Here is an 18,458-nt window from a genome sequence, read left to right on the forward strand (position 1 = left end):
GTGCCTGTCACCGCCCGGTATTTGTCGAAGAGATTCCATTGACGGGTAAGCAAAGGAAGATTATTCTTGGAGAAAGAGTAGAAAAAAAGCAGAGGAGGAAGAACTTTGACGAAGCTTCTATGGGGCAAGTGGCCAGTCCATGCTCACCCAGCAACATACATGAGATGGTGAGAAAACCGAGGGTCTGGCTCCCGAACCATTTTTATCACATCGTAAGTCGAGGAAACCGAAAAGATCTTCTTTTTAAAGATGAGAGAGATTACCGCACGTTTTTGTATATCCTTCAGCAAGTCTTCGAAACACATCCATTTGAGTTAGCTTCTTATTGTTTAATGAATAATCACTATCATCTTCAACTTCGATCAAAAGAACAGCCGATTTCAAAAATTATGTCTCTTGTGAACAAGCGTTACGCAACCTATTTTAATGGAAGGTATGAGTTGACTGGTCACGTTTTTGAGAAACGTTATTTTGATGAGCCGCTTAACACCCCGGCTAATATGTTAGAAGTTAGTCGCTATATTCACCTCAATCCATTGAAAGCAAACCTCGTATTACAACCAGCAGATTATCCATGGTCCAGTTATCGCTATTATGGTCTGAAAGTTCCTATGAAAAAACCTTATCTTAACGTACATCCACTAATAGAGAGTTACCCAGGTACACTTCAACAAAAGAAAAAACAATACTGTGATTATGTGTCCTGTCCGCACGAGAGGAACTCATCATGGCATCTCCCTTATCCAAATAAAGCAAAATCAAAAAAAGATGCTTCGTCCAGCACCTTTTTCTTAAACAAACGTTTATTTAGTTAAATTCCTCGTTATTTATAGTCCCACAAAACTTTAAACTCTCCTTCTTCTTTAACGACGAACACTTCCTGAACGAGATCAAAATTTCCGAACTGATTTTGAAAATGCTGGGTTACTTTTATCGTATATACTTTTTTCATAATGACGCCGTTTACTCCGGATCGCCAGTTCTTTTTTGTCTTCACTTTGCCAACATCAAAAGTAAATGACGTGGCCCCAATATCCTGCGTGATCAGTTGGGAGCGTAATTGGCTGTATTGTTCATCTGAAAAACGGTTCTTGATTTCAGAGTGAAACAGGGACCAAGATTTCTTGAAATCACCACTTTGTTCATATAAATAAAACTCTTTTACAGTTGCTACAGCTTGTGATTTTGGTTGTTGCCAGATCCAAACACCGATGCTGCCACCGAGAAGCAGCAAGACGATTAAGCTAAAAATAATTTTCCCTGAACCTCCGCTCTTCCTCCTCGTTTTAAAATATGACAACGTCTCGTCCTCCCTGAAGCTTGACTATTAAAGTGTATGACAGGCGTAAGTTGTCCCATTCGAAGACATATTTCACTAAATTTTAATCTTTCCTCACAATGTTTCACGATATAATGGTTTAGGAATTGACTTTTTAGACAGTTGGAGGGAAATAATGAAGCGAAAGTTACTTTGGATGCTCATGCTGATCGTGGTAGCGGCATGTTCTGAATTAAATCGAGATAAAACGACGTCTGAATCACATAAAGAAGCTAGTGCAGAAAACCAAGGAACAGACACCGACGTTCTTACGGAAGAAGACCAATTGTGGCAACTTCTCTATCAGAATCGTTCAGATGAAACGACATTAAAGGAGATGGAGGATCTTTTTCATGAGGGCGTTTCACCGGATACAGTAAATAATGATGGCGTATCACCAATCACTTACGCGGTCATGGAAGGAGACAGCAAGCTCGTCGAGTTCCTGCTTCTGAACGGGGTGAAAGTACATGATCATGAAGAATCGGACCACGATGGGGATGCTGAAGTAAATCATGAGAAAAATGAGAACCTTCTAGAAGTAGCAGTCGAACAAGAAAATAACGAAATTATTGACTTGCTATTAAAAATGGGTGCTCATTTTGAAATCGGAAATGAGGAAATGTTAGTCAAAGCTGTAAAGGAAGAAAACATCGAGCTCATCAAAATTTTATTACACAATGGTTATAATCCTAACCTAGAAATAGAAGTGGAAGGCGAGCATTATACTTTATTAACTTATTCCATCATTCAAGGAAATGAAGAAATAATTACGCTACTTCTTGATTCTGGAGCAAATCCAAACTTTACGGTTGAAAAAAATGAGGAAAGTGCGCTAGCTATTGCAGTTACTGAAGAAAAGTCTACTGAACTAGTTTCCTTGCTATTAGGTAGAGGCGGCGATGCGAATACTCGTTATGAAGGGAAACCATTGCTGTTTGAAGCAATCAAACAAGACAACACTTCTCTTGTTGAAGCATTCCTCGTAGCTGGAGCGCTTCCTTCTTCCATTGAGGAAAGTGAAGAGGCATTTGCGATAGCGGAAGAGAGCGATCACACTGCGGTGGCAGAGCTCCTTCAGCAATATGGATGGTGAATTTAAAAAGGGTCCTTGTTGCCAATGAGCAACGAGGACCCTCTTTTATTGAAAACCTTATTTACCATGTAGTACATCATTCAAAACATCCGGATAGTTCGTAAACATTCCTGTAACGCCCCAGTCCAATAAACGCGTCATTTCTTCTTTGTCATTCACCGTATAAGGGTGGATGAGAAATCCTGCATTTCTCACTTTTTGGACGTAGGTTTCGTCAATTTTTGAAGCAGACATTCCGACACCGACAGCGTATTTAGAGAGCTCTTGTAATTCATTCTCTGAAATCGTAGCAGGCTCTTTATATGAAATGAGCTGAATGAGGGGCAAGTTCGGATTCAGGTTATGCATTTTCATTAAACTCTCTTGACTGAATGATTGGATAAGCACTTTGCTAGATCGTTCATTAACACCTGTTAAATTATATTTGTTTAGAACGCGAAGTAATTCTTCTTCCATGCCAGGATAAACTTCGGGTGATTTTGTTTCAATATAATAGCGAGCGCCTGTCCCAAAAGTTTGAATCACTTCTTCAAGAGTAGGTACTTGAATGCCTTCGTAAGTTGGATCAGCTTTCTCAGGATATTTTTCATTAAACCAGCTACCAGCATCTAACTCTTTTATCTGCTCCAGTGTATAGTCTTTCACAAGGCCTGTCCCGTTTGTGGTTCGATCAACTGACTCATCATGCATCGCGATAAGCGTTCCATCCTTTGTCATTTGAAGGTCTACTTCAATGTAGTCACCTTTCATTTCTTCACCAAGTTCATAAGATGGAATTGTGTGTTCAGGTGCATGTCCTGAAGCCCCTCTATGGGCAACGTTTAGTAGTTTGCTAGTGTTCATACTTGGTGTTTTTTCATTTCCACTCGCTGAGGCAGCCCCTGTCGAAAGTAAACTTCCAACTAAGGCGATACTCATCGTTAAGGCTGCTATTTTCTTTCTCCGCTTCATTATCATCATCCTTTCAAAATTCACTACAACTGAAAGTATATTCGCTTCATGTAAACGCTGATTTACATAAAGCGGATGTAGACGAGAAACGCGCTGTCAAAAATAGGGACTAATGAGGAGGAAAGAACTTAGAAATAAGAGAGAGGCCTCTTGAAAGCTTCGAATAACGCAGTCGTTTAGTAAATTATACCGATAGAGTACGGCAATACGAATCAGGACCTTTCTCATAAGAAAGTTCATCATTTCTAAATATAGAGTGCCTGGCACCACCCGCTATTTGTCAGTTGATGTCGAGAGGAAAATAGTCTTATAGAGTAGAAGAACTATGATAGGATTATGATATAAATACTTACTATTATTTGGAAGGAGCAAAAGGATGAAATTTGATTACCATACGCATCATGAACGGTGCGGGCATGCGGAGGCTACGATTGAAGAGTACATAAAAGCAGCGATTCAAAATGATCTACAGATGATTGGCATATCGGATCATTCGCCGTTTTTTGCGAGTGAAAAAGATCGAGCGTTGCCACGCATTGCAATGGCCAAAAGCGAGTTTGCTTCTTATGTCGAGGAGGTACTCACCTTAAAAGAAAAGTATCGAGGTAAGATTGACGTCTTACTCGGGGTAGAATCCGATTTCTTTCAAGAGCATTATCCGCTATATAAAAGCATTTATGACCAGTATCCATTCGATTACATTATCGGCTCCGTTCATTTTAGTAATGGAAACAACATCTTTGATAAAAGCCGCTGGGAGAATTTAACCGAAGAAGACATTCGTTACGAGAAAGAACATTATTATAAGTTAATTGTGGAATCAGCTGAAAGTGGTGTTTTTGACATTTTGGCTCATATTGATGCGATGAAAGGCTTTTATCCTGATTTCACAAATGTGGAAACGCCTGAGGTAGAGAAAGCGATCAAGCGACTCGGTGAGCTCGAATCAACGATTGAAATTAACACATCTGGTAAGCATAAAGACTGCGGTGGCTGGTATCCTGCGAATGATATGCTTGAAATGGCGTGTCATTACGGTGTAGGTGTAACGTTTGGTTCAGACGCTCATTGGCCAGCGCGAGTGGGAGAAGAGTTTGAAGAAGTTCGCGCAAAGCTCAAGGAGATTGGATTTAAGAACTGGACGGTGTTTCGTGAGCGTAAGAAAGAGTTTGTTGGGTTGTAGGGGGAGGAAGAGTATCTCCCTCTTTTGTCAGAATATTCATTGAAAATTTATCAATTCTAAGTTATTCTATATAGTGAGAATACGAAAAATTGTATATTGAGGTGAGGATATGGAAAGCAAATGGGAGAAATTATACAGCAAGAATGGGCTCGCAGCTAGGAGAATTGCAGCTAAACTACTAGCGATCGAGCCGGGAAGCCGTATTCCTCGCGTAAGTGATTTTGTTACAGAAACATCTCTTGGAAGGGGGACAATTCAGGGAGCGTTACGTCTACTTGAAGAAATAGGAGCCATTGTTCTTGAAGCGAGGGGACACCTTGGTACGTTTCTTGTTAGAACTGATCGACAGTTACTTTGGGATATTGCAGGACTTGGATCTGTTATGGGTGCCATGCCTTTGCCGTATTCGAGAAAATATGAAGGCCTTGCTACTGGTTTAGTTCAAGTGCTTGATAGATTGAAAATTCCTTTTAATCTTGCATTTATGAGAGGATCATCAAATCGAATTGAAGCGTTAAAAGCTGGAAGGTATGATTTTGTGATTGTTTCAAGGCTTGCAGCTGAACTTGCTATTGAGAATGATGGTAGTATCGAGATGGTGAAAAATTTTGGAAATAACTCCTACGTTTCAGGACATGAAATTGTTTTTTCAAACCCCAAAACCAAATCTATTCAAAGCGGTATGCGTGTCGGAATTGACTATTCTTCAGCTGACCAGCATCTTCTTACGGAGTATGAAACAGAAGGTATTGAAGTGCAATTAATTGAAGTGAACTACATGCAGTTGATGGAGATGCTCAAGAACAATGAAATTGATGCGGCAGTTTGGAATAAAGATGAGATCATTCATTCAGAAGAAATGGGAAAAGGATCTTTCCGCTCGATTAAAGCTCAGGAACTAAGTAAGAAAGTAAATGAGGCTACTATGCTCTTACATAAGGAGAGAGTAGAACTCAGAGAGGCCTTACTTGAGCTATCTGTCATTGACGTTCAAGAGTTGCAAATTCAAGTTGAAAAAGGAGAAATTTATCCACATTATTAAATAGGATTTCCTATGAAATTAATATACTAAATACTGTATATTGGAGGATTGATTTTATGACGACGATTAAAGAACGATTAGATATTCTGAAAGCAGGTGATGTGATTAGTTCAGAAGCTTCAACTATCGCCGAGCAAGCCGTTCAAAGATTAAGCAGTCAGACGCAAAAGCCGCTTCCTCAAAATAAAGTAGAAATGCTTGTCACTCATCTTGCATCCGCCTTAACGCGTATCTCTCGTGGAGATTCAATCGATGCGCCCCCGGATGAGCTCATTTTGGAAATAGAGAAATCCGATCTCATAGGAGTAGCAAAAAGGGAGATTAGCTGGATTCAATCCAATTGGGCTGAGGAAATTCCACAATCTGAAATGGCCTTTTTGAAAATACACTATGTATCTATTTTTCAAGAAATCAAATAGGAGGAGATTTAAATGAAAATTGTTGTAGGTGGTCAGGTAGATAAGAAGGAAGTTGAAGCCCTTGTGAAGGAACATGGACCAGATGGCGTGGAAACCTCAGTTAAATCAGATGTAGAAGCCGCAATGGCAGTGAAAACTGGTCAGGCAGATTACTATGTTGGCGCGTGTCACACTGGGGGTGGCGGTGCGCTAGCAATGGCGATTGCTATAATTGGAAAGCCCAGCTGTGAAACGGTTTCCATGCCAGGAAGGAAACCGAATGAAGAGAAAATTATACAGGCTGTTAAGGACGGAAAAAAAGCATTTGGTTTTACTGCAGATCATATGGAAACTGCCGTGCCGATGATCATGAGGGCAATTAAAGCACAATAATTTGGAAGGGGGTTCATTACATGGAAATGGTTCTCGTAATTTTAATAGGGGCTATGGCAGCTGTTCTTGCGAATTTGAATTTGGCTGTCTTTAACGATGGCTTACGACCAATTGTACCTGAAAATACGGAAGGGCGAATGGGGCGTAAAGAACTTGGTTTAACTGCTTTTGCTATGAGTTTTGGACTAGTTGTTGGTTTCGGGATTCCGTTTACCATTACAGCAAGCATTATCCTTATCCATAGCATTTTGCTAGGAACAGATATTATTGGATTGATCACCCCACGAAATAAATGGGGTACGCCTGTTGCAGCAATTGTAGGTGGAGCATATGGAGCAGGTTTATTAGTTGGACTAGAAGGATTTGTCACTTTATTTGAAAAACTGCCATTAAATTTTTTAGATGCAATGGGCCAAGTCGGGTCGCCTGTCGTGGTAACCTTCATGGCATTTCCAGCTCTAGCTGTGGCATTGCAATTCAGTGTTAAAAAAGGTGTTCTGACGTTTATCACTTCAGCCATTATCCGGCAGTTAGCTGTATGGTTAAATGAAAGCGGTGCCATGACTTTTGGTGATACGACGGTTACGTTAAATCAAGAAGGAATGGCTCTCATTACTGGAATGATTTTCTTAATTACATATGCTGTACGTCAAAAACCTGAAGGGGACGGAAGCGGCATTGATCTTGCTTCGGTTTTCAGTGAGAGAGTCGATCGCATTAAAAAGCATGTCGTTTATTTCATGATTATGGGTGGGCTTATTGCTGCGGCTACTAACCTTTTGATTATGGCTGGAGATCCAATATCTTTAAATTTAATTGCAGACGGAAAAATAACAGATGCTGCTATTGCTGCTGGAGCTCGTGCACTTGGATTTATCCCTCTAGTTGCTAGTACGGCGATTGCAACAGGTGTTTATAGTCCAGTTGGATTTACGATCATTTTCGTCGTTGGATTACTTGTTCCAAATGTATGGGTTGCAGCTATTATTGGAACTATTACTGTTTTTCTAGAGGTAATGCTACTAAGCCAGATTGCTCGTTTTCTTGATAAATATCCTGGTGTACGTCAATCAGGAGAAAATATTCGTACCGCAATGAGTCGAATTTTAGAAGTTGCTCTTTTGATTGGTGGTGCAAACGCAGCTAATGCTATTGCTCCTGGCCTCGGGTTCTTTATCATTGCAGGATTTTATTTGTTAAATGAGATTGCGGGCCGACCAATTGTGAGAATGGCTGTAGGACCGATTGGCGCGATCGCAGTTGGGATTTTGGCGAACATTCTTGTCGTTCTTGGACTTATGCAACTACCACAGTAGAAGGAGGAGCTAAGATGATTCAAACGGTTAGAGGGCAAATTGATCCTACAGAGCTCGGGGTGTGTTCAGCTCATGAACACCTTTGTATTGACCTATCACGAATTAAAAAAGATCCCGACACTATTCTTGATGATATAGGTGGAATGGAAGAAGAACTTCGCTACTTTAAAGCTTCAGGTGGGCAGGCGATGGTTGAAGTTACGAACGACGGAATGGGACGTAATGCCACTCTCCTTAGGAAGTTAAGCGAAGCAACCGGTGTGCATCTTATCGCAAGTACAGGGTTTTATAAAGACCCATTCCTCCCAGATCAAGCAACAAAATGGAATCGTGATCAGTTTGCACAACACATGATCGATGAAATAAAGAATGGGATTGATGGAACAGACGTATACCCTGGTGTTATTGGAGAAATTGGGAGCAGTCATTATGAGATCAAGCCTATTGAACAAGAACTCTTAACTGGGGCAGGAATCGCAGCAATGGAAACGGGGCTTCCGCTCACCACACATACAACGCTCGGAACGATGGGAGTCGAGCAAGTTGAACTTTATTCTGCTCTTGGATTGCCAATGAACCAATTGATTGTGGGGCATCAAGACCTTAATCAAGATGATGAACGAGTACTTGCTGTTGTGGAAGCGGGGGCGTTTGTAGGATTTGATACCATTGGCAAAATTAATTATAGACCTGATGAAGAGCGAATTAAAACGATTTGTCTTCTAATTGAAAGAGGATATGGTGAGCAGATTTTATTATCTGCTGATTTAACAAGAAAGTCACATTGGCATAAGCACGGTGGTATTGGATATGACTATGTTCTCAATGAATTTGTTCCTCGCTTAAAAGAAGTTGGTTTGTCTGAAGAGGATATCCGGATGATGTTAATTGACAACCCAGCGCATGCTTTCAGTCGAAAGGGGAGCGCATAACATTGAGATATCAGGAATCTGTCATACCTCAGATGTCGGTTGAAGAAGCAACAAAAAAGCAGTTTGAAATTGTCGATTTTATTACGAAAGAATTTAAGGATAATGAAATGTTCCAGGATGGTGATCGCGGTGTGCATCCGATCTATAAGCGTCCTAGAACAACTGCGAAAGTTGAAAAAGTGATGGCGAATGTATTTGGAGCTAATCAAGCGGTACTTGTGCGAGGATCGGGTACTGGTGCCATTCGCTCTCTCTTAAGTGCTCTCTTAGAACCGGGAGAATCGATGATCATTCACTCGGCACCTATTTATATGACAACGAAAGAAACGATTCGAATGCTTGGATTACGAACTGAAGAAGTTGATTTTAATGATTTCGATGCTCTTAAACAGAATGTTACATTTTCAGAAGCAAAGGTTTTCTATATCCAACACGCAAGACAGCAACCGAGTGACACTTATCATCTTAGAGAAGTGATTAAGTTAGTTAAAACGATCAAACCTGAAATGGTTGTAGTGGTTGATGACAATTATTGTGCCTTGAAAATGCCTTACATTGGGGTCCAAGTCGGTGCGGATTACTCTACTTTTTCCGGATTTAAGCTACTAGGTCCTGAAGGGATTGGAGTGGTGGTAGGAGAGAGTGCAATCGATACCATTCAGCAGCGTAATTATTCTGGAGGTAGCCAGGTTCAAGGGCCAGAAGCGATGGAGTTGCTTAGGGCATTACCTTTTGCCCCGGTCTCGTTAGCGATTCAGAGTCAGCAAGTTGAAATTTTGTGTGAGTTGTTAAACAAAGGTGAAGTGTATGGAGTGAAAGAGGCTTATATTACAAATTCTCAATCAAAGAATGTCATTGTTGAATTAAAGGAGCCGGTTGCTCAAGAAGTAATTGAGCGCAGTAAGACATTTGGAGCAGCAACCTATCCAGTTGGTGCCGAATCACGGTTTGAACTCGTTCCAATGATTTATCGAGTATCTGGTAGTTTCCTTGAGAGTACACCAGAATTATTTGAATACGGTTTACGTATTAACCCAATGAAAGCTGGAGCAGAGACTGTTATCCGTATTCTTCAAGAAGCTTTGCGAGAAGAGTAATGAAACAGTTAACAAAAGATTTATACGCTGTCGTTTAGGAGGCTACTACATTGTTTCTTTCACTAACAAAGAAGAGAAATCCAGAGCTCATAAAAGCGGGAGTACGCCTTCACCAATCTGGGCTTATTCCCCCTAATACGTATGTTCTCGATCTTGACACAATAGCCAAAAATGTTAGGAGCATGGCAAAGGCTGCTAAGGAAAACGATTTTGTTTTGTATTTTATGAGTAAGCAGCTTGGCCGTATTGGTGAACTTGGAAATTGGATTGCAGAACATGGAATCGAAAAAGCTGTTGCCGTTGAATTTGAAGAAGCTTTCCGCTTACATCAGTCAGGTGTCAAAATTGGTAATGTGGGTCACCTCGTTCAACCTGGCAAACATCAGTGGGATGAAATTCTTAGCTTCGAACCAGAGGTTGTTACAGTCTTTTCGATTGAGCGAGCAAGACAGGTGTCAGAGGCAGCTATGAAACTAGGAAAAAAACAGGATGTTATTCTAAGAGTTATTCATTCATCCGATACTATTTACCCTGGGCAATGGGGAGGCTTTCAGTTAGAAGAACTTCAATCAGCTATTCCAGAGCTTAAGAAACTAGATGGCATTGAAGTGATGGGCGTTACTTCTTTTCCTTTGTTGCTAATGGATAAAGAGGAGGAAGAGTTACGATTTACAGAAAATCTGAAAACCATTCTCTCTGCAAAAGAAACACTTGAAGCATCAGGATTCCATATTCGACAGGTCAATGGGCCGAGTGCAACAAGTACAGCAACCATTCCAATGCTTCAAAAAGCCGGTATTACGCATGGGGAACCGGGTCATGCTCTGACAGGTACTACACCACTTCACGCGGTTCGAAAGCTTCCTGAGGATCCTGCTATTATTTATGTCTCTGAAATCTCTCATGTGGACAAGGAATACGTCTATGTGATTGGAGGAGGGTTTTATGAACGAGGAAATATGACCGGTGCCTATGTCGGAAGCTCCCCTGAACATATTTTTGATACTTTTTTGAAAGGAAAGTCTCTTAATTCTCAGTACATTGATTACTATGGAAGACTCGAACAAGGATCGCCCGTATCAATCGGTGATACAGCAATCTATGCTTTTCGGACACAAGTGTTTGTGACTAGGGCGAACGTCGCTCTTGTGCGTGGGTTACATGATGGTGTTCCAGAAATCGTTCATTTCGAAAGGAGAGGATAGGATGGGACGTATGGTAGTGCTCATTCTTGATAGTTTTGGGATTGGCGCAATGGATGATTGTGATGACTATGAACCAGGGGACTGTGTAGCAAATACGTACGAGCATATTCGAAATAAAGTTGCGATTTCCATTCCAACCATGTACTCATTAGGTCTTAATCAGCTAGTCGATGGAACAGGGATACCAAAAGGAGCTTATGGAAAATCAAGACTAGCTCATCACGGTGCAGATACTTACATGGGACATCAGGAGATCGTAGGAAGTCTTCCAAAACGTCCCGCCAAACGTTTGATGAAAGATGTTCATGAGTCTATAGTTACGAGTCTTCTAAGGAAAAATTTCAAAGTAACTTATCCTTTTGAAGATTTGCCAATATTGTTAGTTGACGATGCAATCATTGTTGCAGATAACATTGAATCCACACCTGGGAATATTATTAATGTTACGGCAGACCTTACAAAAGTTTCTTTTGAGTATGCGCTTAAAGTAGGAAGTGTTGTAAGAGAAGTCGTTGATACAAGCCGAGTGATTACATTAGGTAGTCCTCATACTTCGATCGCGCAACTTCTATCAGTAGTGAAAAATGGGGTAGCTGGACAGTGGGGAATTGATAGCCCTAAAGCAGGCGTGTATGGGGAAGACTATCACGTTCGTCACATGGGATATGGTGTGAATGTACAAAAACAATTCCAAACCCTAGCTGAATCTAAAATTCCAGTTTATCGAATTGGAAAAACAGCAGATGTGCTCGAAGGAAAGCACCTAGCCTATTCTATTGTGAATACAACGGAGGTGCTTCAACAACTAAAAGAAGCATTTAGTAAAGAAAAGCATGGGGCTTTTTTAGTGAATGTACAAGAAACGGACCTTGCTGGTCATGCAGAAGATACGAATTGGTACGCATCACTTCTTGAAGAAGTAGATAATTGGCTGGAAGAGTTTATTCCTTTGCTTAACGAGGATGATATTTTAATCGTAACGGCTGATCATGGAAATGACCCTACGATCGGACACTCCAAACATACAAGAGAGTATACTCCTCTTATGATTACTGGCCCTAAAGTGAAAGCGGTATCAATTGGGACAAGAAATACTATGGCAGATATAGGCGCAACCTTGAGTGATTATTTTCATATTGAATCCACTGAAGCAGGTACGAGCTTTCTTAATCAAATTCTTAATAACTAAGGAGGAGCATGTATGAAAAAACGAATTGTTATTATGCTGATCATGGTTCTTCTGTTGAATCTCTCTCTTTTTTCCACAGCGTCAGCTACTTCTAAAGGAGAGAAGCTGAGTCATGGTAATCCGAAGAGTGTAGGGATGGATGCTACTACACTTGAGGAAATTGATGATGTAGTGCAAGAAGCTATCATTGCTGATATAACTCCTGGAGCCGTGGTCCTTGTGGCGAAGAGTGGTAAGGTTGTAAAAGAGTCTGCCTATGGAGATGCCCAAAAATATGACATGGGTATGCTCTTAGAAAATCCAAGGAAAATGAAAAGGAAAACAATGTTTGACCTTGCCTCTTTAACTAAGGTTATGGGGACAACGCAAGGGATTATGAAGCTTGTCAGTGATGGAGAATTATCGGTAAATGATCGTGTAGCCAACTATATTCCCAATTTCGCCTCTAATGGAAAAGATGATATTACAATCGCAGACCTACTAACACACACGTCTGGTTTAACTCCATGGCAGCCGACTTATTTTCATGCTAAGAATTCAAAAGAAGTTCTAAACTATATCAATGCCCTCCCACTCGAATACGAAACCGGAACCGATCGTCGCTATAGTGATTTTAGCTTTATGATGCTCGGTTTTATCATTGAGGAAATAAGCGGAGAGCGACTTAATGATTACCTGCAAGAAAATGTTTATGAGCCATTGAAAATGAAAGATACGATGTTTACTCCTTCAGATCACCTTGATCGTAAAATAGCAGCTACCTCATGGGGAAACCCTTTTGAATATAAAATGGTCGATGATCCAAATTTCGGCTACAACGTTCCAGAGCGGGCTGAGGATTTCGAAAGGTGGAGAAATCATACACTTATTGGAGAAGTTAATGACGGAAATAGTTTTTATGCAAACGGAGGTATTGCTGGACACGCTGGCTTATTCTCCACGGCACGAGATCTTGCCGTGCTTGGACAGGTAATGTTGAATGGTGGGAGTTACGGAAAAGTAAATCTTTATGATAACCAAGTAATTGACTCTTTTACACAGCCACAACGTTATGGACAGGGGTATGGTTGGGAGCTCGATAAAAGCTGGTACATGGGCGATATGCATTCAGAAAAGGCTTTCGGGCATACAGGTTTTACAGGAACACAAGTGATTTTTGATCCTGTTTATGATCTTCAAATTATTGTTTTAACAAATAAGCAAAACAATGGCCCTCTTGAGACTGGTTCTTATCCAAGTACTGGAGGACTTTCAAAGCAAATCGCGAATATCGTATATGATTCAATCCAATAACAAACGAACCCTGACTCCCCTCCAAAATTGGAGCCAATCAGGGTTCTTCCATTTTACCTAAAAGGAGCAATGCTGCATGAGCGAAAAAAGAAAAGTGATTTTAGACTGTGATCCTGGTCACGATGACGCAATATCGATTATCCTCGCAGCTTCAAGTGACCGAATCCAGATTGAAGGCATTACAACGGTAGCTGGAAATGTGGAAGTTGAGAAAACGACGCTGAATGCGCTGAAAGTGTGTGATTTGTTAGGACTGGATGTACCTGTTGCACGAGGGGCCGAGCAACCGCTTGTAAAAGTGCGTGAATTTGCGCCCGATATTCACGGTGACTCGGGACTAGATGGACCACAGTTACCTAAAGTCCCGCAAAAAAAGGCGATTGATCAGCATGCGGTCGATTTTATCATCGAGCGTTTGTTGGCTTCGGATGGTGAGATTACGCTTGTTCCGACAGGTCCGCTCACAAATATCGCATTAGCTCTTCAAAAAGAACCGGCGATCGTTGAAAAAATTCAAGAAATCGTTCTGATGGGCGGAGGCACGTTTGGTAATTGGACGCCTACGGCTGAGTTTAATATTTACGTTGATGCAGAGGCGGCGGAACTGGTCTTTAACAGCGGCGTTCCCGTTACCATGTTTGGTCTTGATGTGACGCACCAGGCAATCACAACTCCAGCTATACTTGAGCAAATCGCTTCAATTGGCAGTCCCATTTCTGAATTTGTTGGAGAACTTCTTGCTTATTTCACCAAAACCTATAAAGATGTTTTTGGTTTTGAAGGAGCCCCGATTCATGATGCGTGCACGATTGCGTATTTAGTCGATGAATCGATTTTTGAATTCGAGACGGTTCGTGTGGATATTGAGACGAAGGGAGAATTTACATACGGCACCACCTGTGTGGATCGTCTTCATGTAACGGGAAGAGAGCCAAACGTGAAGTTTGCGCGTGGTATTGATCAGGAGAAGTTCTGGGGGTTGTTGCTTAGTGCGTTGAGGGAGTGACAGGCACCACCCGGAATTGCTCAAATATTGTCGAATGAAAGGAGGAAGGGGATGCGATTCCCTTCCTTTTGTATTAGCTAGTACAATCTCTTACTCTTGTGCTCTTCAATGGTCATCGTTAGAATAATAGTAAGACAATTCAGTCAGGAAGTGTAAGCGAATACATGAGCGGGATGAAATCAATTTCTCTTCAGACGAAACTATCGTTAATGATATTGGCATTATTACTTACAGTATTGTTTATTCTTGGTTTGATTTTTACGCATTTATATTCGACAAGTGTTGAGGAACAAATGGGGGAGCGGGCTCTAAATGTCGCTCAATCTGTAGCAGTGATGCCGGCAGTAGTCAATGCGATGAAGTCGGAAAATCCTTCTGAAACCATTCAGCCAATTGTCGAGGATCTTCGTTCCAAGACTGGAGCTGAATTTATTGTGGTTGGCGATAAGAAAGGGATCCGTGTAGCTCATCCGATACTTGATCGCATTGGAAAGCATATGGTAGGTGGGGATAGCCAACAGGCACTGCTAAGAGGGGAATCGTATGTTTCAAAAGCAGAAGGATCTCTCGGGTCCTCCCTTAGAGGAAAAACACCTATCTTCGAAAATGGAAATATTATCGGTATCGTTTCGGTTGGTTTTCTCACGGAAGATATTGAACAAAAAGTTGATCAATTTGAGTTAAAGGTTATGAGTTTAATAGGTACGATTTTATTGCTGGGCATAGCAGGTGGTTTTTTTATTGCGAAGAATGTGAAAAGGTCTATTTTTGGTCTCGAACCATCAGAAATTGGAGCTATGTTTCTAGAGCGAAATACGATTCTTCAAACGATCAGAGAAGGCATTATTGCGGTTGATGAGAACGGCGGTATTACCCTTGCTAACCAAGAAGCTCATCGTATGTTAAATCGAAGTGAAGATGAAAGTTTGGAAGGAGAAGATATCGTCACCGTTCTTCCAAATACAAGAATGCCAGAAGTATTACGTTCTGGAAAGGCAGAGTATGATCAAGAAATCACTATTGGTCATAATCATGTGATTGTGAATCGGATTCCAATCATTCAGAACGGTGAAATTACAGGCGCTGTTTCTAGCTTTAGAAGGAAAACAGAAATTGAGGCGTTATCACGAGAACTTTCACAAGTTCAAAGCTATGCGAATGTTCTTCGCTCTCAAACGCATGAATACGCCAATAAGCTGTATACCATTTTAGGGTTAATCCAGTTAGGTGCTTATGATGAAGCAATTGACTTAATACATAAAGAAGCGATTGGGTATCAAGAGGTTGTCCAGCTTTTGGTGAAGGCTGTGCCTAATCCGATTCTATCAGCCTTGCTTTTAGGTAAATATAACCGGGCTCATGAGTTACATATTCAATTTTTAATTGATGAGGAAAGTAGTATGAGTAATTTCCCTGAGTGGCTAGAACAAGAAAAACTCGTTACGATTGTCGGTAATTTACTTGATAATGCGATGGATGCTGCCCTTGAGAAGCGGGGTGGAGAGAAGGTTGTCCATTTGTTTATGACGGATCTAGGAAAAGATTTGATTTTTGAAATAGAAGATTCAGGAAATGGTGTTAAGGAAGAGGAGATAGAACGAATTTTTGAAAGAGGGATCAGTAGTAAAAGGGGAGAAGATCGTGGAATTGGACTTTCACTTGTAAAAAATGCTCTGAATTATTTAGGTGGATATCTCACCATCTCAACAGGTCGTTACGGAGGAGCAGCGTTTACTGTTGTGATTCCTAAGGAGGAAGAAAGAAATGTCTGATATCGAAGTATTGATTGTAGAGGATGATCATCGCATCGCTAGAATCAATCAAAAGTTTACTGAAAATGTACCAGGTTATGTTGTTATAGGCGTTGCTTCAAGCATTTCAGAAGGGAAGGAACTTCTTGAAATAATAGAACCAGACCTTGTCTTACTCGACATCTTTTTTCCTGAAGAAAGCGGACTTAGCTTGCTCTGGCACATTCGTGAAAATTACAAGGAAACGGACGTCATGATGATTACTGCTGCAAAAGAAATTGAGGCGGTTCAGGAAGCACTTCGCGGCGGGGCTATTGATTACATTATTAAACCGGTAATCTTTGATCGTTTCAAACAAACTCTTGAAAAATTTAAAAAGACAAGTGGACAAGTAAATCATCAAAAAGTAGTCAGTCAAGAAGATGTGGATCACTTATTTACAAGGCAGGGGACACGTGCTGAAGTTTCGACTCAAGTTGTTCCAAAAGGAATTGATCCTTTAACCTTATCAAAGCTAACGGAAGTGCTTGTGAAGCATAGGCCTCAAGGCATGACAGCTGAAGAAGTGGGAAGTGAAATGGGCTGCAGTAGAACGACAGCGAGAAGGTATTTGGAATACATGGTTTCGCTTGGAAGGGTGGACGCTGATTTGTCTTATGGAACAGTAGGGCGTCCTGAACGACGCTATCATTCCATCGAAGAATAGAAAAAAAGAACCGCTTCTGAATTCATTTCTCCTAAGAAGATGTGAATTCAGAAGCGGCTTTGTGTTCTAAGATGCTAAATGTTCTTCCTCATCTTCCGCTGCACTTTTACTAAGTTTGCTTTTTATAAAAGGAAGCGTAAGAGATAGGAGTGAGAGAGTAAGGAGTACAATCGTAACTGTACTATCGAAAAACGTCAGATAACTTCCGTTCGAGATCGTTAGGGCCTGTCTAAATGATTGCTCCATCATTCCTCCTAAAATAAAGGCGAGGATGAGCGGTGCTGCTGGAAAGTTTAGAAGTCTCATAATAAATCCAATGACCCCAAATGCTAGTAAAAGATACAGATCAAAGGTGCTGAAGCTAACTCCGTAAACCCCGATCATACAGAAGATAATAACAAGCGAGATTAAGAGCGCTTTTGGAATGTAAAGAATCCGAGCGATAAACGGAATAAGCGGTAGGTTCAATACTAGCAAGAAAAGGTTGCCAAGATACATACTTGCGATAACTCCCCAGAAAACGTCGGGATGATCGGTCAGCATCAATGGACCAGGTTGCACACCGACAACAAGGAGGGCACCAAGCAGAACAGCAGTTGTTCCAGAGCCTGGAATACCAAGTGTTAAAAGAGGAACAAAAGCCCCGCTCGTTGCAGCATTATTAGATGTTTCTGGTGCCGCAAGTCCTTTAATATTTCCTTTTCCGAAAGATGAAGGGTCCTTTGAAATCTTCTTCTCTGTGATATAAGACATGAAAGAAGCGATCGTAGCGCCTGCGCCAGGAAGAACGCCAAGAATAAATCCGAGCACAGAATGACGCGCAATCGGTCCGGAGATTTCTTTTGCTTCTTTTTTCGTGATTTTTAAAGAGCCAACATTGGAGTTTCCATCCATCATTTTTGATTTCCTCGAGAGGATTAATGAGCAAACTTCTGCAAGTGCGAAAAGTCCGAGAGCAATAATCAAAAAGTCGATTCCTTCAAGCAGGTTTGGGTTCCCAAAAGTAAAACGCTGCGTTCCTGTCTGTTGGTCAACGCCGATTGTAGCGATGATTAAACCAATTGTTGCTGAAATTAACGCCTTAACCGTTGAGCCTTCAGACAAGCTCGCGATCGCTGTTAAACCGAGTAACATGAGGGCAAAATATTCAGTCGGTCCGAATGAGACGGCAAAGCTGGCCATAAGAGGTGCAACTAACATAAGAGCCACAACACTTACGGTACCTCCGGCGAAGGATGAAATAGCAGCAATGGCAAGTGCTTTACCAGCTTTACCTTGTTTGGCGAGCGGATAACCGTCAAATGATGTGGCGACAGTTCCTGATATTCCTGGTGCATTTAATAAAATGGACGAGGTTGATCCACCGAATACCGCTCCATAGTAAACCCCTGCCATAAGAATAAGAGCGGAAGCGGGATCCATGCCATAGCTTAGCGGAATCATAATAGCGATTGCTGAAATAGGACCTAGGCCAGGAAGCATTCCAATTAAAGTTCCGGCTAGCACCCCAATGAAAACAAACATGATGTTTTGGAAGGTTAAAACGACTTGAAAGCCGTATAGCATATTTGAGATCGTATCC

At 41.2% G+C, this 18,458-nt stretch carries 18 protein-coding genes; 15 read left to right on the forward strand and 3 right to left on the reverse strand.

Annotated features, from left to right (window positions below; genetic code table 11):
- The first annotated feature begins 38 nt into the window (after positions 1 to 38).
- Positions 39 to 815, forward strand: coding sequence for a transposase (locus tag PQ578_RS02020; protein WP_337957999.1), 777 nt, complete (start codon positions 39 to 41; stop codon positions 813 to 815).
- A gap of 8 nt (positions 816 to 823) precedes the next feature.
- Here PQ578_RS02020 and PQ578_RS02025 read toward each other — a convergent pair whose 3' ends face one another.
- A complete protein-coding gene (locus tag PQ578_RS02025; protein ID WP_273831970.1) occupies positions 824 to 1,300 on the reverse strand; it encodes a hypothetical protein in 477 nt (158 codons plus the stop codon).
- Positions 1,301 to 1,454: 154 nt separating this feature from the next.
- On the opposite strand from PQ578_RS02025, the gene PQ578_RS02030 reads away from it, so the two are divergent.
- Positions 1,455 to 2,414 carry an ankyrin repeat domain-containing protein gene (locus tag PQ578_RS02030; protein ID WP_273831971.1) on the forward strand — a complete coding sequence of 320 codons (960 nt, stop codon included), beginning with the start codon at positions 1,455 to 1,457 and terminating at the stop codon, positions 2,412 to 2,414.
- A gap of 57 nt (positions 2,415 to 2,471) precedes the next feature.
- Here the strand turns inward: PQ578_RS02030 and PQ578_RS02035 are convergent, their stop codons facing one another.
- Positions 2,472 to 3,365 carry a glycerophosphodiester phosphodiesterase gene (locus PQ578_RS02035; RefSeq protein ID WP_273831972.1) on the reverse strand — a complete coding sequence of 298 codons (894 nt, stop codon included), beginning with the start codon at positions 3,363 to 3,365 and terminating at the stop codon, positions 2,472 to 2,474.
- A gap of 376 nt (positions 3,366 to 3,741) precedes the next feature.
- Here PQ578_RS02035 and PQ578_RS02040 point away from each other — a divergent pair, with 376 nt between their 5' ends.
- The 13 genes from PQ578_RS02040 to PQ578_RS02100 all read left to right on the forward strand — a co-directional run bounded on the left by PQ578_RS02040 (position 3,742) and on the right by PQ578_RS02100 (position 16,876).
- Positions 3,742 to 4,548 (forward strand): histidinol-phosphatase, encoded by an 807-nt coding sequence (locus PQ578_RS02040; protein ID WP_273831973.1) that lies wholly within the window; start codon positions 3,742 to 3,744, stop codon positions 4,546 to 4,548.
- A 109-nt stretch (positions 4,549 to 4,657) separates the two neighbouring features.
- On the forward strand, positions 4,658 to 5,590 hold the full coding sequence (yhfZ, locus tag PQ578_RS02045) for a GntR family transcriptional regulator YhfZ (RefSeq protein WP_273831974.1): 933 nt from the start codon (positions 4,658 to 4,660) through the stop codon (positions 5,588 to 5,590).
- Positions 5,591 to 5,646: 56 nt separating this feature from the next.
- Positions 5,647 to 6,009, forward strand: a complete 363-nt coding sequence (locus PQ578_RS02050) for a PRD domain-containing protein (protein ID WP_273831975.1) — start codon at positions 5,647 to 5,649, stop codon at positions 6,007 to 6,009.
- A gap of 12 nt (positions 6,010 to 6,021) precedes the next feature.
- Positions 6,022 to 6,381 carry a DUF2620 domain-containing protein gene (locus PQ578_RS02055; protein ID WP_273831976.1) on the forward strand — a complete coding sequence of 120 codons (360 nt, stop codon included), beginning with the start codon at positions 6,022 to 6,024 and terminating at the stop codon, positions 6,379 to 6,381.
- Positions 6,382 to 6,401: 20 nt separating this feature from the next.
- Positions 6,402 to 7,697, forward strand: coding sequence for a YhfT family protein (locus tag PQ578_RS02060; protein ID WP_273831977.1), 1,296 nt, complete (start codon positions 6,402 to 6,404; stop codon positions 7,695 to 7,697).
- Between the two features lie 14 nt (positions 7,698 to 7,711).
- Positions 7,712 to 8,629 carry a phosphotriesterase family protein gene (locus PQ578_RS02065; protein ID WP_273831978.1) on the forward strand — a complete coding sequence of 306 codons (918 nt, stop codon included), beginning with the start codon at positions 7,712 to 7,714 and terminating at the stop codon, positions 8,627 to 8,629.
- A 2-nt stretch (positions 8,630 to 8,631) separates the two neighbouring features.
- Positions 8,632 to 9,726, forward strand: a complete 1,095-nt coding sequence (locus PQ578_RS02070; protein WP_273831979.1) for an aminotransferase class V-fold PLP-dependent enzyme — start codon at positions 8,632 to 8,634, stop codon at positions 9,724 to 9,726.
- Between the two features lie 50 nt (positions 9,727 to 9,776).
- Positions 9,777 to 10,931, forward strand: a complete 1,155-nt coding sequence (locus PQ578_RS02075) for a YhfX family PLP-dependent enzyme (protein WP_273831980.1) — start codon at positions 9,777 to 9,779, stop codon at positions 10,929 to 10,931.
- Position 10,932: 1 nt separating this feature from the next.
- Positions 10,933 to 12,120 (forward strand): phosphopentomutase, encoded by a 1,188-nt coding sequence (locus PQ578_RS02080; protein ID WP_273831981.1) that lies wholly within the window; start codon positions 10,933 to 10,935, stop codon positions 12,118 to 12,120.
- Between the two features lie 12 nt (positions 12,121 to 12,132).
- Positions 12,133 to 13,413, forward strand: coding sequence for a serine hydrolase (locus PQ578_RS02085; protein ID WP_273831982.1), 1,281 nt, complete (start codon positions 12,133 to 12,135; stop codon positions 13,411 to 13,413).
- A 76-nt stretch (positions 13,414 to 13,489) separates the two neighbouring features.
- The gene (locus PQ578_RS02090) at positions 13,490 to 14,419 is read left to right on the forward strand and encodes a nucleoside hydrolase (RefSeq protein ID WP_273831983.1); all 930 of its coding nucleotides are present in this window, start codon (positions 13,490 to 13,492) and stop codon (positions 14,417 to 14,419) included.
- A 164-nt stretch (positions 14,420 to 14,583) separates the two neighbouring features.
- Positions 14,584 to 16,191 (forward strand): ATP-binding protein, encoded by a 1,608-nt coding sequence (locus PQ578_RS02095; protein ID WP_273831984.1) that lies wholly within the window; start codon positions 14,584 to 14,586, stop codon positions 16,189 to 16,191.
- On the forward strand, positions 16,184 to 16,876 hold the full coding sequence (locus PQ578_RS02100; protein WP_273831985.1) for a response regulator: 693 nt from the start codon (positions 16,184 to 16,186) through the stop codon (positions 16,874 to 16,876). The genes PQ578_RS02095 and PQ578_RS02100 overlap by 8 nt, the downstream gene beginning before the upstream one ends.
- A gap of 66 nt (positions 16,877 to 16,942) precedes the next feature.
- Here the strand turns inward: PQ578_RS02100 and PQ578_RS02105 are convergent, their stop codons facing one another.
- A complete protein-coding gene (locus PQ578_RS02105; protein WP_273833225.1) occupies positions 16,943 to 18,442 on the reverse strand; it encodes a tripartite tricarboxylate transporter permease in 1,500 nt (499 codons plus the stop codon).
- Positions 18,443 to 18,458: the final 16 nt, after the last annotated feature.

Origin of the sequence: Guptibacillus sedimenti (assembly GCF_028610665.1) — a bacterium.
GTDB lineage: Bacteria > Bacillota > Bacilli > Bacillales > Guptibacillaceae > Guptibacillus > Guptibacillus sedimenti.

Coding starts and splice junctions, on each gene's coding strand:
- PQ578_RS02055 (WP_273831976.1), top strand. CDS start 6,022: ATGAAAATTGTTGTAGGTGGTCAGGTAGATAAGAAGGAAGTTGAAGCC.
- PQ578_RS02030 (WP_273831971.1), top strand. CDS start 1,455: ATGAAGCGAAAGTTACTTTGGATGCTCATGCTGATCGTGGTAGCGGCA.
- PQ578_RS02100 (WP_273831985.1), top strand. CDS start 16,184: ATGTCTGATATCGAAGTATTGATTGTAGAGGATGATCATCGCATCGCT.
- PQ578_RS02105 (WP_273833225.1), bottom strand. CDS start 18,442: ATGCTATACGGCTTTCAAGTCGTTTTAACCTTCCAAAACATCATGTTT.
- PQ578_RS02050 (WP_273831975.1), top strand. CDS start 5,647: ATGACGACGATTAAAGAACGATTAGATATTCTGAAAGCAGGTGATGTG.
- yhfZ (WP_273831974.1), top strand. CDS start 4,658: ATGGAAAGCAAATGGGAGAAATTATACAGCAAGAATGGGCTCGCAGCT.
- PQ578_RS02040 (WP_273831973.1), top strand. CDS start 3,742: ATGAAATTTGATTACCATACGCATCATGAACGGTGCGGGCATGCGGAG.
- PQ578_RS02060 (WP_273831977.1), top strand. CDS start 6,402: ATGGAAATGGTTCTCGTAATTTTAATAGGGGCTATGGCAGCTGTTCTT.
- PQ578_RS02080 (WP_273831981.1), top strand. CDS start 10,933: ATGGGACGTATGGTAGTGCTCATTCTTGATAGTTTTGGGATTGGCGCA.
- PQ578_RS02095 (WP_273831984.1), top strand. CDS start 14,584: ATGAGCGGGATGAAATCAATTTCTCTTCAGACGAAACTATCGTTAATG.
- PQ578_RS02065 (WP_273831978.1), top strand. CDS start 7,712: ATGATTCAAACGGTTAGAGGGCAAATTGATCCTACAGAGCTCGGGGTG.
- PQ578_RS02035 (WP_273831972.1), bottom strand. CDS start 3,365: ATGAAGCGGAGAAAGAAAATAGCAGCCTTAACGATGAGTATCGCCTTA.
- PQ578_RS02090 (WP_273831983.1), top strand. CDS start 13,490: ATGAGCGAAAAAAGAAAAGTGATTTTAGACTGTGATCCTGGTCACGAT.
- PQ578_RS02085 (WP_273831982.1), top strand. CDS start 12,133: ATGAAAAAACGAATTGTTATTATGCTGATCATGGTTCTTCTGTTGAAT.